Origin of the sequence: Crassaminicella indica (assembly GCF_019203185.1) — a bacterium.
GTDB lineage: Bacteria > Bacillota > Clostridia > Peptostreptococcales > Thermotaleaceae > Crassaminicella > Crassaminicella indica.
This window is the reverse complement of sequence record NZ_CP078093.1, coordinates 1,716,809-1,732,163: the sequence shown is the minus strand read 5'-3', so window position 1 is coordinate 1,732,163 and position 15,355 is coordinate 1,716,809. Positions and strand designations below refer to the sequence as shown.

Genomic DNA, 15,355 nt, shown 5'->3' with positions numbered 1-15,355 from the left:
GGCAGCAGTTTTTATGTGCATTCCCTACGCTGGCATTACCCAGATCAGGTCTCATGGTCGGAATATTTTTTATTCCCTCTCAGCCAAAAACATCAGCTCCCATTGATTATTTTATTTACTATTTTTAGTATATACTTTTTTTGAATAAAATCAATACTTTTCTACTCAAGGTGTATTTTATAAATATTTATTTTGTATTTTCTACCATTTTAAGCTTTTCTATGATCGCTTTCCTATAATCTTCTTCTGAACGTCCTCCATTATATACATCTCCCACAATATTTCCCTTCTCATCTACAAATATTGTAGTAGGAAAAAAAGTCACGAAATCTAACAACTGCTTCTTCAACACATCATCAGGAATCAAAACACGAAAATCAGCATTTGACTTTTTCATGATTTTTTGTGCAGCTTCTACAGTATCTTCATCATCTCCAGCATCAACACATATGCCTATAATATTTGATCCTTTAGGTAAATTTTTATAAGCCTTTCCTATATCCGGCATTTCTTCTACACAAGGGCTACAAAAAGTTCCCCAAATATTCACCATAGTAATTTTATAATCCTTAAAAATATCTGAAGTGATTTTCTCACTATTCAGATCTTTCGTTTCAAATCCTGATATATTAAGATTACTAAATTTTTCATTATATTCTTCATACTGCTGTGATTCTTCTTCTTCTGTTAACATGATAGGATCAGCTGGTCCTATTATAACCGCTACTGCCAATAAACAAATTATACTTGCTAAAATTATTAATAATATCTTGAATGGCTTCTTCATCTTTACCTCCAGTTTATAAAATCTCTGATTTTTTTTTATCAGGAACATATTCTAATAAATCCCCTGGCTGACAATTAAGTTCTCTACATATAGCTTCTAATGTTGTAAATCTTATAGCCTTTGCTTTGTTATTTTTAAGTATAGATAAATTAGCATTTGTAATCCCCACTCTTTCTGCAAGCTCTGTAAGAGAGATTTTTCTCTTTGCCATCATCACATCTAAATTTATAACAATCCCCATAGCAACCTCCTCTAAATAGTAAAATCATTTTCTTCTTTTACTTCAACAGCTTGCTGGAAAACTTTTGATAATACTAAAATAAAACAACCCGAAAAGAAAAATATAAAAAATTCCATATCTGTATGAACGCCTTTCATATCTATAGTTATAAGATTAAAATCTACATATTTAGGATTTATAAAAAAGTTAATCAAATAGCATCCTGTAATAATAAAGCATTCTATAGCTATATTTCTTAATCTTTTTACATTTTCTCTTATAAATGGATTTACATATATTAAAGAATCTAAAATTTGTCTTAAATGAAAAATAATCATCATCAAGGAAATACTGCCTATTACAAACAAAGTATAAATAATGCTTTTTCTGATCAAACTTATATTTAAATCATTACTTGATAATACATGAATGGATAAATAGATAAACATTCCAACCCCAATAGTAAGCAAAATATTTAACAAAATCTTTAAAGCACTAGTTAAAGATCCTTTTCCATAATACCTCATACACATACCTCCCTTATTATTTTACTAATCTATATTACCATGCTATAAAATGTTTTTCAATATTTTTTTATCGAAAAACGATAACTTATTGTTTCCTCGCTTTTTTTATAATTCTAAATACACTAACATTAAAAGGACTTCTCCTGAGAAGTCCTTTTATTATGCATAGCTTTCTTCCTTTTCTAAATTTTTGAAGGCTACTGAAAGCATAAGCTTTATACGATTGATTTGATTCACTTCACTTGCACCAGGATCATAATCAATAGGCACAATATTGGCTTTTGGATAGCTTCTTCTAAGCTCCTTAATCATTCCCTTTCCTGTAATATGATTAGGAAGACACGCAAATGGCTGAAGACACAAGATATTTTCTGTACCACTTTCTATTAACTCCACCATTTCTGCTGTTAGGAACCAACCTTCTCCTGTTTGATTACATAAGGATAAATGTTTTTTTGCAAGATGAGCTAACTCATAAATTTCTTTTGGAGGTTCAAACCGACTGCTCTTCTTTAGAAGCTTTCTCATATCCTTTCTATAAGTTTCAATCCCGTTTATAGTAATGTTTCCCATAATCATTCCTATAAAGCTTCCAGACAATTTTTCATACTTTGTTTTGCGATCATACGCACAGTATAATAAAAAATCCGTAAGATCTGGTACAACTACCTCTGCTCCTTCTGCTTCTAAAAAGTCTACCACATGATTATTCGCATCTGGATGAAATTTTACTAGTATTTCTCCTACTACACCTACTCTTGGTTTTACTAAATCTTCATCGATTGGTAAATTATCAAAGTCTTCAACAATTTTTTTTATATTTTCTTTAAAATCCTTTTTCCTACCTCTAAGTAAGCTTTCTTTGCATTTTTTTACCCATTTTTGATACAAAGCATTGGCTGAGCCTTTTATTTTTTCATAAGGACGAACTCTTAATAAAACTCTCATTAAAAGATCTCCATAAATAAGCCCCATCATTAAATTATCTAGTGTAGTGGGCTTTAGCTTAAACCCTGGATTTTTCTCTAGTCCTGATGCATTTATTGAAATCACCGGTATATGCTCCATGCCTGCATCCTTTAATGCTTTTCTTAAAAAGGCTATATAATTGGTTGCACGACACCCTCCACCTGTTTGGGATATCATAACAGAAGTATTGTTCAAATCATATTTTCCTGATTTTAAAGCTTCCATAATCTGTCCTATTGTAATAATTGCTGGATAGCATGCATCATTATGCACATATGCAAGTCCCTCATCTATAGCAGATTTTCCTACATCTCCTAAAACTTCCACATTGTATCCTGCTTTTTTAAATCCTACATCTAAAAACTGAAAATGAATAGGTGACATTTGTGGAACTAAAATCGTATGATTTTTTTTCATTTTCTTCGTAAACAGCACCCTTTCATCATTTTCATAAAGTTTCTTTGGTTCAAAATTTCTCTTATCTCTTTCTTTAATAGCTGCAAGAAGAGATCGAATACGAATTCTTACAGCTCCAAGATTATTTATTTCATCTATTTTCAACAAGGTATATATTTTTCCGTATCTTTCTAATATCTCTTGTACTTGATCTGTAGTAATAGCATCTAAGCCACAGCCAAAGGAGTTTAGCTGAACGAACTCTAGGTTTTTATTTTTTGCAACAAAGGTAGCAGCTCTATAAAGTCTTGAATGATATACCCATTGATCTACCACACGCAGAGGTCTTTCTGGTTTTGTAAGATGACTCACACTATCCTCAGAAAGTACTACAAAGCCTAAAGACTCTATAAGCTCTGGAATCCCATGGTTAATCTCAGGGTCCACATGATACGGTCTTCCTGCTAAGACTATTCCTTTTAGTTGATTTTCTTCTATATATTTTAAAGCCTCTTCACCTTTTTTCCTTATATCATATCGATAAGCTTCAAGCTCCTTATAAGCAAATCTTACAGCTTTTTTTATATCCATTTTAGGAATATTTTCTCTTGACAGCTCTTCTATCAATCTTTTTTCCATTCTCTTTTCATCATCTATTGGTAGAAAAGGATGATAAAACATAATCTCTCCATTCTTTAAAGGATCAATATTAGCATAAATAGCCTCTGCATAAGAGGTAACTACAGGACAATTATAGTTATTTCCTGCATCCTTATCTTCTTTTTTGTTGTAGGGAATGCATGGATAAAAAATCTTTTTAACTCCTTTATTAATTAGATCCATAATATGACCATGTACAAGCTTTGCTGGATAACATACACTTTCTGATGGAATAGTTTCCATCCCAAGTTCGTATATTTTTTTCGATGAACGACCTGAAAGAATTACTTGATATCCTAATTGGGTAAAGAAAGTATACCAAAATGGATAATCCTCATACATATTAAGGACTCTAGGAATACCTATTATCCCTCTTTTTGCCTTATCCTTATATAATGGTTTATAATTAAATACTCTTTTGTACTTATATGCATAAAGGTTTGGAATTGACTTTTCTTTTTTTTCTATACCAGCTCCTCTTTCACAACGATTACCTGATATAAACTCTCTTCCATCTGAAAAATGATTAACTGTAATAAGACAATTATTTCCACACAATCCGCATCTTTTCATAGATATTTCTGTTTTAAAATTTGTAAGCTCTTCCATCTTTAATAATTTACTTTCATATCCTGTACTAAATTGCTCTTTTGCAATAAGTGCTGCACCAAAAGCACCCATAATTCCTGCAATATCAGGTCTTATCACTTCTTTTCCAATGATTTTTTCTAAAGCTCTTAAAACAGCATCATTATAAAATGTTCCACCCTGTACAACAATTTTTTCTCCTAAATCCTTTGGATTTCTCATTCTTATAACTTTATATAGTGCATTTTTAATGACAGATATGGATATGCCTGCTGAAATATCAGCTACATCTATATTTTCCTTTTGAGCCTGTTTTACCCTTGAATTCATAAATACAGTACAACGAGTCCCAAGATCTACTGGATTTTTTGATTTTATTGCTTTTTTTGTAAATGCTTCTACCTCTAGATTTAGTGAATTTGCAAAGGTTTCAATAAACGAACCACAGCCTGATGAACATGCTTCATTTAGCATAATAGAATCAATAGCCCCATTATGAATTTTTAAGCTCTTCATATCCTGTCCACCAATATCTAATACAAAATCTACTCCCGGAAGAAAGAATTCAGCCGCCTTATAATGAGCAACCGTCTCTATTTCTCCTATATCTACCTTAAGAGCAGCTTTTATCAAATGCTCCCCATAGCCTGTTACTGCCGAATTTACAATTTTAGTCTTTTTATTAATATTTTTATAAAGCTCCTTCAATGCAGTAATAGTAGAGGTTAACGGTTTTCCCATATTGCTTCCATAGTGAGAATATAAAAGTCCTCCTTCCTCATCTATAAGGGCAATCTTTGTTGTAGTAGACCCTGCATCAATGCCTAAATAAGCATTTCCTTCATAAGTTTTTAAGTCTACTTTCTTTACCTTCGCTTTGCTGTGTCTTTCCTTGAATTTGTTGTATTCTATATCATTTAAAAATAAAGGAGCAATCTTTTTATTCTCTTCATAGCTTTTTCCATAAATTCTTGGTACTCTTTTATAAAAAGCTTGAACAGAAATAGGATTTTCATTTTTAGAAGAAATGGCTGCTCCTATAGCTACAAAATACTGCGAATCTTTAGGAAAAATAACTTTTTTCTCCTCAAGCTTTAAGGTTTTTATAAATCGATTTCTAAGCTCTGATAAAAAATGAAGAGGACCTCCTAAAAATGCAACATTTCCTTTGATAGGTCTTCCTTGAGCAAGTCCGCTAATGGTCTGATTGACAACAGCCTGAAAAACAGATGCTGCAATGTCTTCCTTTGCAGCTCCCTCATTTAATAGAGGCTGAATATCTGTTTTAGCAAAAACTCCACATCTCGATGCAATCGGATAGATGATCTTGTGCTTTTTAGCCAATGCATTGAGTCCTTGAGCATCTGTTTGAAGAAGTGCTGCCATTTGATCTATAAAAGCACCTGTACCCCCTGCACAGGTTCCATTCATTCTTTGTTCAATCGATTCTCCAAGATATGTAATTTTTGCATCCTCTCCACCAAGCTCTATAGCAACATCTGTTGTTGGAATAATATTTTCAATTGTATTGGTACAAGCGATTACCTCTTGAATAAAGGGAACTTCAAGCTTCGTTGCAATATTAAATCCCCCTGAACCTGTAATCATTGCTGTAATAAAATTGTCTTGTAAAACAGCTTTTGCATCTTCTAGTATGCTTGTAACTGTGCTTTTTATATCTGAAAAATGTCTTACATATTTTTTATAAAGAACATCTAGTTTTCCATCTAATATAACCATCTTTACCGTTGTTGAACCTACATCAAGTCCTACATTGAGAACTTTCTTCATGCCTCTAATCCCCCTATTACTAAAATTCATTCAATTTCACATTTTCCCAGAAAAAGTCAATGTGTTTCTTTACTAAGTTATGTCTAAATGCTTTATTTTCATTCCTTTCATTTGACAGAAGATGCTCTAGGTTAAAAAATATTAAAGTAGCTAAAAATTCATTAGCAAGCATTAATGGATCTTTTTCCTTTATTAACCCAGCTTTCCTCATTTTAAAAAAAATATTTTTGAGCATGATTTTGCTGTTCTCAAAAATATCTTTCTTTACAAGCTCCTTTGCTCTGCTATCTCTAAACATTTCCATCATAATGACTTTTAAGAATTTTGCTCGATCCTCATCATTAGAATAAATCATAATTTTATCAGCTATTCTCTGTAAAAATCTTTTAGGATCCTTTTTGATTTCATCAATATCTATATTTTTTAAAAATTCACTGCGAACAGAAGCTATTTCAACATCATATAAAGTTTTTAGTATATCGTACTTTCCTGAAAAATGATTATATATAACACTCTCTCTAAAACCAGCTTCACGAGAGATCTGTCTTACAGAGGTAGCACTATATCCATTTTTTGAAAACAGTCTTAAAGAAGTTTCTAATATTTTTTGTTTTGTAGGATTTCCATCATCTATCATTTTTTTCTTTCTCTCACTCCCCTTTTATATACCCAATATACATATCAACATGATTTTTACAAAAGTTATCGAAGTCATTCACTTATCTTTATATATTTCTTTTTTTATGTTGATGTTGTTTATCTATATAAATGAAAATGTAAATATAAAAAATAACGAGCGTTATTATTATATATAATAACGCTCGTTATTTTTTATGTCAATAGAGATGATTTTTACTATTTTTTATTGTAAACTTCTTAACAATCAGACAGATATTTAATTTCACCCAGAATTTCTTTTTCTAGTTTTTCTATATTTGGAACATAAGCTTTTAATAATGTAAAATTTCCATCTAAGGTATATGCTCCTAAACCTGCAGGAATAAATACTGTATCCCCTTTTCTAATTTCTTCAATCCCATTAGAATATCGAATTAGACCTTCTCCATCTATACAGATAAAAATATAGAATCTTTCTTTATCACTTTTTTCTATACAACTACCTTCAATCTTATATTTCTCTAAAGAAAAATTATGATCATAGCAATAATAAGTCTTTTCATAACCTTCCTTATGAATACAAAGCCCTGAAGCTTTTTTTGCATGAATTGAAAAATCGATGACATCCATTGCTTTTTTTATATGAAGTTCCCTACCTCTATTATAGTCATATACTCTATAAGTAGTATCGCTATTTTGCTGAATCTCGGCTACTAAAACACCTTCCATAGTATGAATTAAGCCACTTTGAATAAAATATACATCTCCTTTTTTAACCGATATACGATTCAGATATGGTTCTAAATCGCCTTTCTCTAAAGCTTCTTTAAAACCATCAGGAGAACAATCTTTCACCCCTAATACCATACTAGCATTTTCTTGAGCATCCAATACAACCCATGCTTCTGTCTTTCCTAAATCATTTTCATTTTGAAGAGCATAAAAATCATTAGGATGCACTTGAATAGATAATTTGCTTTGTGCATCTAAAAACTTGATAAGTAATGGAAAATGTTTATTTGAAATTTTTGTCCCAAGAATAGCATCACTTTCTTTTAATATTAACTTATCCAAGCTCATTCCTTTATATTTGCCATTTGAAATAATACTTACTACATCTTTACGACATGCAACTTCCCAACTCTCCCCAATTTTTCCTTCGGGCAAATCTTCTCTAAAAGATTCTAAATTTCTTCCACCCCAAACTTTATTTACATATATATGCTCAAATTTTAGTGGATACATATACCCACCTCCCACTTATGCCTTTTATAATAATCTATCTAACATAATTTTGATATTTTTATCTCCTTTTCTCAGTTCATTTAGAAATTCAGATTTATGCATATTTTTATATAAATTTCTAATAAGAATTTTGGTTTTTGCCATATCCTTTTCAGCAATACAAATCATAAAAATAAATTCTACCAACTCTTTATCCCATTTCATTGGATGTTCTAACACAGTAAGAGCAATACAAGATTTTTTTACTTCTTTGGGATCTCCGTGGGGAATAGCTATACCATTTCCTACTTCTGTAGACATAATATTTTCTCTTAACAATACGCTATCTTTAAAATTTCTTTTAATATACTGCTTTCTTTCTAAGTATTCACACATCTCACAGATTACTGCTTCTTTATTTTTTATTTTTTTACTTCTATAAAAAAACTCTTTCTCAATAAAATTTCCATTCACATCATTATGTACCATTTTTTGACGAATCTTATAAATATATTGATCTACCTTTTTTATATCTGATTGGGTAAAAAGAGGACTAATGACTAATACAAATCTATCTATTTGAAGAGGAACAGTGGATATAATCAAGTCAGCATCATCAAGCATATCTTTCGTCAATTCTGTAGAAGAAACAATACCTAAAATCTCAATTTCTTTAAAGCATCTTTGAAGTCTTGCTGATAGTAGTTGAGAAGTACCTATACCACTATGGCAAATTACCAAAGTTTTTATTTGTCGTCTATTTCTTTCTACAGCTGCTCCTAGATGAAGAGTAATATATCCTATTTCTGATTCTGGTATCCTTTTATCCAAATATTTTTCAAATACTCTGCTACTCATCCAAGCCACTCCAAAAATATCTGGATAATTACTTTTGATATCTTCTAAAATAGGATTATTTAAAGTCAATCCATATTTCAAACGATTTATTGTTGGTCTTAAATGCAAAACCAATCCATTAATAAGTGCTTGATCCTCTCTCAAATCCATATTCAATGCATCGCTTGCCACATCTACAATACTTTTAGCTATTTCTACTGCAATTTCTGACTCTTCAATCTTTTCAAAGGAAAATTCCAAATCTCCTAAGTCTTTTTGGTAAATTTTACTTCCTAATATGTGAAGAGTAATATATCCTATTTCTGATTCTGGTATCACTACATTGAAGTATTTTTGCATTTTACTACTCATTTCTTTTGCGCATTGAAACTCTTCTGTATTTTTAATATTGCTTAAAATTGTCTTAGATAATAAAATATCCTTACCTTCTTTTATCCTTCTCATAGATATAACAATATGAATCACCAAGCTAATATATGCTTCTTGAGAAAATCTAAATTTTAGTTGTTTTTCTACCCCATTTAATAGTTCTTCTAGCTTTTTATAATCTATATCCATTAGTGCTTTAAGCTGTACCATCGATTTATAATCAATTCTTCCTTTATATTCTGAATATAATAACTTTTGAAGTTCCTCAACTTTCTTACTTTGAGAAAGGATGCTTGAAATAGCTTTTCTATAATCTTCTTCTTTTCCTACAATCTCTACCCCATAGTTTCTTTTTTTCTTTAATTTTAAACGAAAATCCTTGAGCCATATTTCAAGATCTTTTAAATCATTATTAATAGTTGCTGTACAAACATATAATTCATCAGCAAGCTCTTGGATAGTAATACTCTTACTATCCATGAAAAGTCTTTTTAAGATATAGTTTTGCCTTCCTTCACGGGAATAAGGTTCAACATAATCAATATCTTTTTTAAGTCTTTGCAAAAGCTGTATTTTATTTTCTTCAGAGCCTTCAATACTTGTACCTACACCAGTCTTTTTGCTCAATCTCAGCCCTTCTCTTTCAACAAAATCCTGAAGCTTATTCAAATCATTACGCACTGTCTTATTGGACACCTTAAGTTCTGAAGCTATTTTATTAATAGTAACAGGTTCTTTACTTTCCAATAAAATTTTAGCAATTCTCATGATTCGACTCATATAAACTCTCCTCTATGGGGATTTCTCTTTCTATTTTTTACTATTCAAATGATCAACAATCTTATCCAGTAATAATCCTGTTTTTTTAATAATATCTCCAATGGCTACATTCACAACAGGAATTCCTTTAAATCTATCTTTTCCTTTTATAGCCATATCCTTTGTCAAAATAACTACATCTGCACCCTCTAAATCATCTTTTGTAATTTCATTTTCAATTCCTATAGACCCTTGAGTCTCTACTTTTACTTCAAAGCCTCTTTCTTTCGCTTCCTTTTCTAATGCTTCTGCAGCCATATAAGTATGAGCTATACCTGTTGGACAAGCAGTTACAGCTAATATTTTCATATCCATCTTCCTTTCTTTATACTTGTGGTAATTTTTTTATTTTAAAACACTTCAATTTCTTCTCTAATATTATAATACCATATCAAAACAACTGTGTGATTAATAATAATTACCTTATCAATGTGGTAAAATTTATTTTATTTTTATATCTTTAAAACAAACTAGCTGTTCGTAAAACAGCTAGCTTTAATATACATTAAAACTCTATGCTAATCTCTTCATCATCATTTTCTTCTTTTTTCTCTTCTACTACATCTTTTTTCAATATATTTACCATAAGTGCTGCTACTGCAACGCCAACTAATACTGCTATGATAAACATTATCCTATTATCTACTACAGGAAGTACGATTGGTCCTCCATGTGGTGCATGATCTCCTACTTTTCCTATTGCAGCAATTGCTGCTCCAATAGATGATCCTACCACAATAGAAGGAATTACTCTAAATGGATCTGCTGCTGCAAATGGAATAGCTCCTTCTGTAATACCTATAAGCCCCATTGCGATAGCACCTTTACCAGCCTCTTTTTCTGTTTCTGTATATTTTTTAGGATTTAAAAGTGTTGCAACTCCCATTGCTATAGGAGGCACACAAATAGCTACTGCTACCGGACCCATAATTGTATATACACCTTCGCCAATCATAGCTGCTCCAAACATGAATGCAACCTTGTTTATTGGTCCACCCATATCAAAAGCAATCATTGCTCCCATAATAACTGCAAGTAATACTGCATTTCCTGTTCCCATACTCTTTAGAGTTGCTGTCATTGATTCCATCAAACTACTAATAGGAGCACCAATTATATACATTACAGTCCCTACAACTAATGATGTTAATAAAGGAATAACAAATATTGGCATAATAGCTCTTAACTGAACATGTACTTTCCATGATTTTATCCATTTAGCTGTATATCCTGCTACAAAGCCTGCTATAATTCCTCCTAAAAATCCTGCTCCTATTTCATTAGCTAATGCTCCACCAACAAGTCCCGGTGCTAATCCTGGTCTATCCGCAATACCAAAAGAAATATATCCTGCTAATATAGGTACCATAAGTCCAAAAGCCTTTACTCCTATATTTAGCATCTTTTCTAGAATTGGATTAGTTACATTTGCTCCAGTTCCAGCTTCAACCCCACTTAATGCAATAGCTAGAGCAATCAATACCCCACCTATTACAACAATAGGAATCATATAAGATACACCTGTCATAAGATAAGTTCTTATATTTTTCAATTCACCTTTCATTGAAATATCCTCCTTTTTAAATTTTATTGATAAATTCTATATTACAAAGCCTTTATATTCTATCTTAATAGCAATTCTTTTAAGCTGCTATTTCTGCTAAAATATCATCTAATAAATTCATTAGTTCTTTCTCATCTACTATTTCTAATAGTTTCTTTCTAAATTCTTCATTCATCATTCTTCTAGATAAGGCTGCTAAAATTCTTAAATGTTGATTAGATGCTGCCTCTTCTGGTACTGCAATAAGAAAAATGATTTTTACAACCTTACCATCTAAAGATTGCCATTCTATTCCATCTTCGCATCTACCAAACGCTAAAGTTGGAATTTTTACAGCATCACTCTTTCCATGTGGTATCGCTATCCCAAAGCCTATTCCTGTAGTAGACAGTTTTTCTCTCTCTAGCACAACCTTTAGATATTCATTTATATCGTTTAATCTTCCACATTTATCTACTCTCTTTATCAGTGTCTTTATAGCTTCTTCTTTTGTTTCAGCTTTTAAATTTAAATCTATCAAATCAGTATTTATAATTTTTTCCATAGCTCCATCTCTCCCATCGTTTTTTTTTTTATAGATTTTTTTCTTATATTCATCATAACATGTTTTTAATAAGTTAATAAAAACTCCTATTGCCAGATTAATGTGGTAATCATTATAAATTTGATAGCTTAAATAATCTTATATTTTTTCAATCTCTCATCATTTCTGATTTTTTATACAAAAAATAACACAGTCAAATGACTGTGTTATATAGAAAGTATTTTTGTCAATTTATATGTTTCCTTATCAAATTGTCTTTCCATGGATAAAGCTTCATGAATATCCATATCAATAATTTTATGATCCTTCATACCTACAACTCTTCCTGATTTGCCCTCTATTAGCAAGCTTACTGCTTTTGCTCCTAGCTTACTTGCAAGGATTCTATCAAAGGCTGAAGGATTTCCTCCCCTTTGAATGTGTCCAAGAACAGTAACCTTTGTTTCGATTCCTGTTACTTCTTCTATTTCTTTTCCTAATTCAAAGGCATTTCCACCTATTCCTTCTGCCAACATGATAATACTGTGAAGCTTTCCTCTGCTTCTTCCTTGAATAAGCTTTCTACATACATCATCAATAGAAAACTCTTCTTCTGGTACGATAACACTTTCAGCACCACCAGCAAGACCTGCATATAATGCAATATCTCCACAATGTCTTCCCATTACTTCAACAATATTTGCTCTGCCATGAGATGCTGAAGTATCTCTGATTTTAGTAATCGCATCAAGTACTGTATTTAGTGCTGTATCAAAACCAATGGTATAGTCTGTATATGCTAAGTCATTGTCAATAGTTCCTGGAATTCCGATTGTTTTGATTCCTGCTTCACTAAGCTTTTGTGCACCTGTAAAAGAACCATCTCCACCTATTACAACAAGTCCTTCTATACCAAAAACTTTTAGTACATTTAAAGCTTTTTTTCTTCCTTCTTCTGTTTTGAATTCTTCACATCTTGCCGTTTTTAAAACGGTTCCTCCTCTATGAATAATATCTGCAACAGAAGATAGATTCATCTCTTTAATATTTCCATTTATTAATCCATTATATCCTCGTTCAATTCCCATTACTTTTATATTATTATAGATTCCTGCTCTAACTACAGCTCTTATGGCTGCATTCATTCCTGGAGCATCTCCTCCACTGGTTAGTACACCTATGGTCTTCAATGGATATTACCTCCTATCTCCAAGCCTTGCCTGCAGCGCCAAACATTCTCATTTTTTCTGCAATAACTTCCTTCATCGCTACTCTTGCTGGGCCTACAATCTTTCTAGGATCATAAACATCTGGGTTTTTGCTTACAAATTCTTTTACAGCTTTATGGAATGCCATTCTTATATCCGTATCAATATTGATTTTGTTGATTCCAAGACTAACAGCTTTTTTAATACTTTCTTCTGGTACACCTGATGAACCATGAAGTACTAAAGGCATGTTAAGCTTTTCTTTTATTACTTTGATTCTATCAAAATCAAGCTTTGGTTCTCCCTTGTAAGGTCCATGAGCTGTTCCTACTGCAATAGCCAAATAATCAACTCCAGTTTCTTCTACAAAACGAGCAGCTTCATCTGGATCTGTATAAGTTGCATCTTTTTCATCTACAGATATATCATCTTCTGTTCCACCGATTTTTCCAAGCTCTGCCTCAACAGATACACCTACAGCATGTGCCATTTCCACGATTTGCTTTGTTATTTTTATGTTTTCTTCTAATTCATGGTGAGAACCATCAATCATAACAGAAGTAAATCCATTGCGAATACATGCCATGATTTGTTTGAAATCTGTTCCATGATCTAAGTGAATAGCAACAGGAACTGAAGCTTTTTCTGCAGCAATTTTACCCATTCCAGCAATATACTCTACACCTGCGTATTTAAGTCCACCTTGACTTGCTTGAATGATTACAGGAGATTGAGTTTCCTCTGCTGCTTCAATAATAGCTTGTACTTGTTCCATATTGTTGACATTAAAAGCTCCTACTGCATATCCATTCTCATGAGCGTGCTTTAGTATTTCTTTTCCAGTTACTAACATTTTTTCTCCTCCTTAAATAATAGATTTTATTATATTCTCTTTTGCAATACTTCTCTTAATTCCTCATATCCAGGCTTTCCAAGAAGTGCAAACATATTTCTCTTATAGCTTTCTACTCCAGGCTGGTCAAATGGATTAACACCTAATAAATATCCGCTGATAGCACATGCTTTTTCAAAGAAATAAATAAGATTACCAAAATAGTATTCATTCATTTTAGGCACATTTATAATAATATTTGGAACAGCTCCATCTACATGTGCAAGTAATGTTCCTTCAAAAGCCTTTTTATTTACAAAATCCATTGTTTTACCGCTTAAGTAATTTAATCCGTCTAGATTATCCTCGTCTTCTTCAATAGTAATATCTAATTTTGGCGCTTCTATATTTAATACTGTTTCAAATAAATCTCTTCTTCCATCTTGTAGATATTGACCCATAGAATGTAGATCTGTTGAAAAATCTACTGCTGTTGGGAATATACCTTTTCCATCTTTTCCTTCACTTTCTCCGTACAACTGCTTCCACCATTCAGCTATGTAGTGTAGGCTTGGCTCATAATTTACCATAACCTCTATAGTTTTTCCACTGCGATATAATATGTTTCTAACAGCTGCATATTGATAGCACATATTATTTTCTAAATCCTTTTCCATGTACAATTCTCTAGCGTCTTTTGCACCACGCATAATTTCATCTATATCAAGACCTGCTGCTGCAATTGGTAAAAGTCCTACTGGAGTAAGTACTGAGAATCTTCCACCTACATCATCTGGTATGATAAATGTCTCATAGCCTTCTTTCTCTGCTAATGTTCTTAAAGCACCTTTTTCCTTATCAGTAGTAGCATATATTCTTTTTCTTGCTTCTTCCTTGCCGTACTTTTTCTCCATATAGCTCTTAAGTACCCTAAAAGCTATAGCTGGCTCTGTAGTTGTTCCTGATTTAGATATAACATTGATGCTTATGTCTTTTCCATCAATTACTTCTAATAAGTGCTTAAGGTACGTTCCACTGATATTATTTCCTGCAAATAATATTTTTACACCATCCATCATATTATAGAAAGAATGGCTAAGTGCTTCAATAGCAGCTCTAGCTCCTAAATATGAGCCTCCAATTCCTACAACAATCAATACATCAGAATCTTTTCTTATTTTTGCTGCTGCTTCTTTTACCTTTTCAAATTCTTCCTTATCATAATTTAAAGGATAATCAACCCATCCTAAAAAGTCATTTCCTGCCCCTGACTTTTCATGGATCATTCTATGCGCCTCTATTACTTGCGTTTTTAAGTATTCCACTTCATGCTCTTTAATAGATGCATTTGAATAATCGAAACGTATATTCTCCATAATAGATCCCCTTATCAATAGATTTT

The 15,355-nt window shown here is 31.8% G+C and carries 13 protein-coding genes and 1 riboswitch; all 13 genes read right to left on the bottom strand.

The window, feature by feature from the left end; all coding sequences use genetic code 11:
* Positions 1 to 3 precede the first annotated feature (3 nt).
* A riboswitch (TPP riboswitch) is annotated at positions 4 to 113 on the bottom strand.
* A gap of 74 nt (positions 114 to 187) precedes the next feature.
* Positions 188 to 787 (bottom strand): TlpA family protein disulfide reductase, encoded by a 600-nt coding sequence (locus tag KVH43_RS08120; protein ID WP_218282058.1) that lies wholly within the window; start codon positions 785 to 787, stop codon positions 188 to 190.
* A gap of 13 nt (positions 788 to 800) precedes the next feature.
* Positions 801 to 1,028 carry a helix-turn-helix domain-containing protein gene (locus tag KVH43_RS08115; protein WP_218282057.1) on the bottom strand — a complete coding sequence of 76 codons (228 nt, stop codon included), beginning with the start codon at positions 1,026 to 1,028 and terminating at the stop codon, positions 801 to 803.
* Positions 1,029 to 1,039: 11 nt separating this feature from the next.
* On the bottom strand, positions 1,040 to 1,534 hold the full coding sequence (locus KVH43_RS08110; RefSeq protein ID WP_218282056.1) for a DUF2975 domain-containing protein: 495 nt from the start codon (positions 1,532 to 1,534) through the stop codon (positions 1,040 to 1,042).
* Between the two features lie 159 nt (positions 1,535 to 1,693).
* Positions 1,694 to 5,938 carry a 2-hydroxyacyl-CoA dehydratase gene (locus KVH43_RS08105; RefSeq protein WP_218282055.1) on the bottom strand — a complete coding sequence of 1,415 codons (4,245 nt, stop codon included), beginning with the start codon at positions 5,936 to 5,938 and terminating at the stop codon, positions 1,694 to 1,696.
* Between the two features lie 19 nt (positions 5,939 to 5,957).
* Entirely contained in the window at positions 5,958 to 6,575 is a 618-nt protein-coding gene (locus tag KVH43_RS08100) for a TetR/AcrR family transcriptional regulator (RefSeq protein ID WP_218282054.1), read from the bottom strand.
* A gap of 239 nt (positions 6,576 to 6,814) precedes the next feature.
* Positions 6,815 to 7,801, bottom strand: coding sequence for a mannose-6-phosphate isomerase, class I (gene manA, locus KVH43_RS08095; RefSeq protein WP_218282053.1), 987 nt, complete (start codon positions 7,799 to 7,801; stop codon positions 6,815 to 6,817).
* 24 nt (positions 7,802 to 7,825) lie between these two features.
* Positions 7,826 to 9,787 (bottom strand): BglG family transcription antiterminator, encoded by a 1,962-nt coding sequence (locus KVH43_RS08090; protein ID WP_218282052.1) that lies wholly within the window; start codon positions 9,785 to 9,787, stop codon positions 7,826 to 7,828.
* 30 nt (positions 9,788 to 9,817) lie between these two features.
* A complete protein-coding gene (locus tag KVH43_RS08085) occupies positions 9,818 to 10,135 on the bottom strand; it encodes a PTS fructose-like transporter subunit IIB (protein ID WP_218282051.1) in 318 nt (105 codons plus the stop codon).
* Positions 10,136 to 10,331: 196 nt separating this feature from the next.
* The gene (locus KVH43_RS08080) at positions 10,332 to 11,390 is read right to left on the bottom strand and encodes a PTS fructose transporter subunit IIC (protein ID WP_218282050.1); all 1,059 of its coding nucleotides are present in this window, start codon (positions 11,388 to 11,390) and stop codon (positions 10,332 to 10,334) included.
* A gap of 79 nt (positions 11,391 to 11,469) precedes the next feature.
* The gene (locus KVH43_RS08075) at positions 11,470 to 11,934 is read right to left on the bottom strand and encodes a PTS sugar transporter subunit IIA (protein ID WP_218282049.1); all 465 of its coding nucleotides are present in this window, start codon (positions 11,932 to 11,934) and stop codon (positions 11,470 to 11,472) included.
* A 206-nt stretch (positions 11,935 to 12,140) separates the two neighbouring features.
* On the bottom strand, positions 12,141 to 13,103 hold the full coding sequence (gene pfkA / locus KVH43_RS08070; RefSeq protein ID WP_218282048.1) for a 6-phosphofructokinase: 963 nt from the start codon (positions 13,101 to 13,103) through the stop codon (positions 12,141 to 12,143).
* 13 nt (positions 13,104 to 13,116) lie between these two features.
* Positions 13,117 to 13,974: a class II fructose-1,6-bisphosphate aldolase gene (locus KVH43_RS08065; RefSeq protein WP_218282047.1), complete on the bottom strand. Its 858-nt coding sequence runs from the start codon at positions 13,972 to 13,974 to the stop codon at positions 13,117 to 13,119.
* A gap of 29 nt (positions 13,975 to 14,003) precedes the next feature.
* Positions 14,004 to 15,332, bottom strand: coding sequence for a glucose-6-phosphate isomerase (locus KVH43_RS08060; RefSeq protein ID WP_420829652.1), 1,329 nt, complete (start codon positions 15,330 to 15,332; stop codon positions 14,004 to 14,006).
* Between the last annotated feature and the right edge of the window lie 23 nt (positions 15,333 to 15,355).

Excerpts from the sequence above, each read along its gene's own strand:
- KVH43_RS08105 (WP_218282055.1), bottom strand. The coding sequence starts at position 5,938 with ATGAAGAAAGTTCTCAATGTAGGACTTGATGTAGGTTCAACAACGGTA.
- KVH43_RS08085 (WP_218282051.1), bottom strand. The coding sequence starts at position 10,135 with ATGAAAATATTAGCTGTAACTGCTTGTCCAACAGGTATAGCTCATACT.
- KVH43_RS08100 (WP_218282054.1), bottom strand. The coding sequence starts at position 6,575 with ATGATAGATGATGGAAATCCTACAAAACAAAAAATATTAGAAACTTCT.
- KVH43_RS08080 (WP_218282050.1), bottom strand. The coding sequence starts at position 11,390 with ATGAAAGGTGAATTGAAAAATATAAGAACTTATCTTATGACAGGTGTA.
- KVH43_RS08120 (WP_218282058.1), bottom strand. The coding sequence starts at position 787 with ATGAAGAAGCCATTCAAGATATTATTAATAATTTTAGCAAGTATAATT.
- KVH43_RS08115 (WP_218282057.1), bottom strand. The coding sequence starts at position 1,028 with ATGGGGATTGTTATAAATTTAGATGTGATGATGGCAAAGAGAAAAATC.
- manA (WP_218282053.1), bottom strand. The coding sequence starts at position 7,801 with ATGTATCCACTAAAATTTGAGCATATATATGTAAATAAAGTTTGGGGT.
- KVH43_RS08110 (WP_218282056.1), bottom strand. The coding sequence starts at position 1,534 with ATGAGGTATTATGGAAAAGGATCTTTAACTAGTGCTTTAAAGATTTTG.
- KVH43_RS08090 (WP_218282052.1), bottom strand. The coding sequence starts at position 9,787 with ATGAGTCGAATCATGAGAATTGCTAAAATTTTATTGGAAAGTAAAGAA.
- KVH43_RS08075 (WP_218282049.1), bottom strand. The coding sequence starts at position 11,934 with ATGGAAAAAATTATAAATACTGATTTGATAGATTTAAATTTAAAAGCT.
- KVH43_RS08065 (WP_218282047.1), bottom strand. The coding sequence starts at position 13,974 with ATGTTAGTAACTGGAAAAGAAATACTAAAGCACGCTCATGAGAATGGA.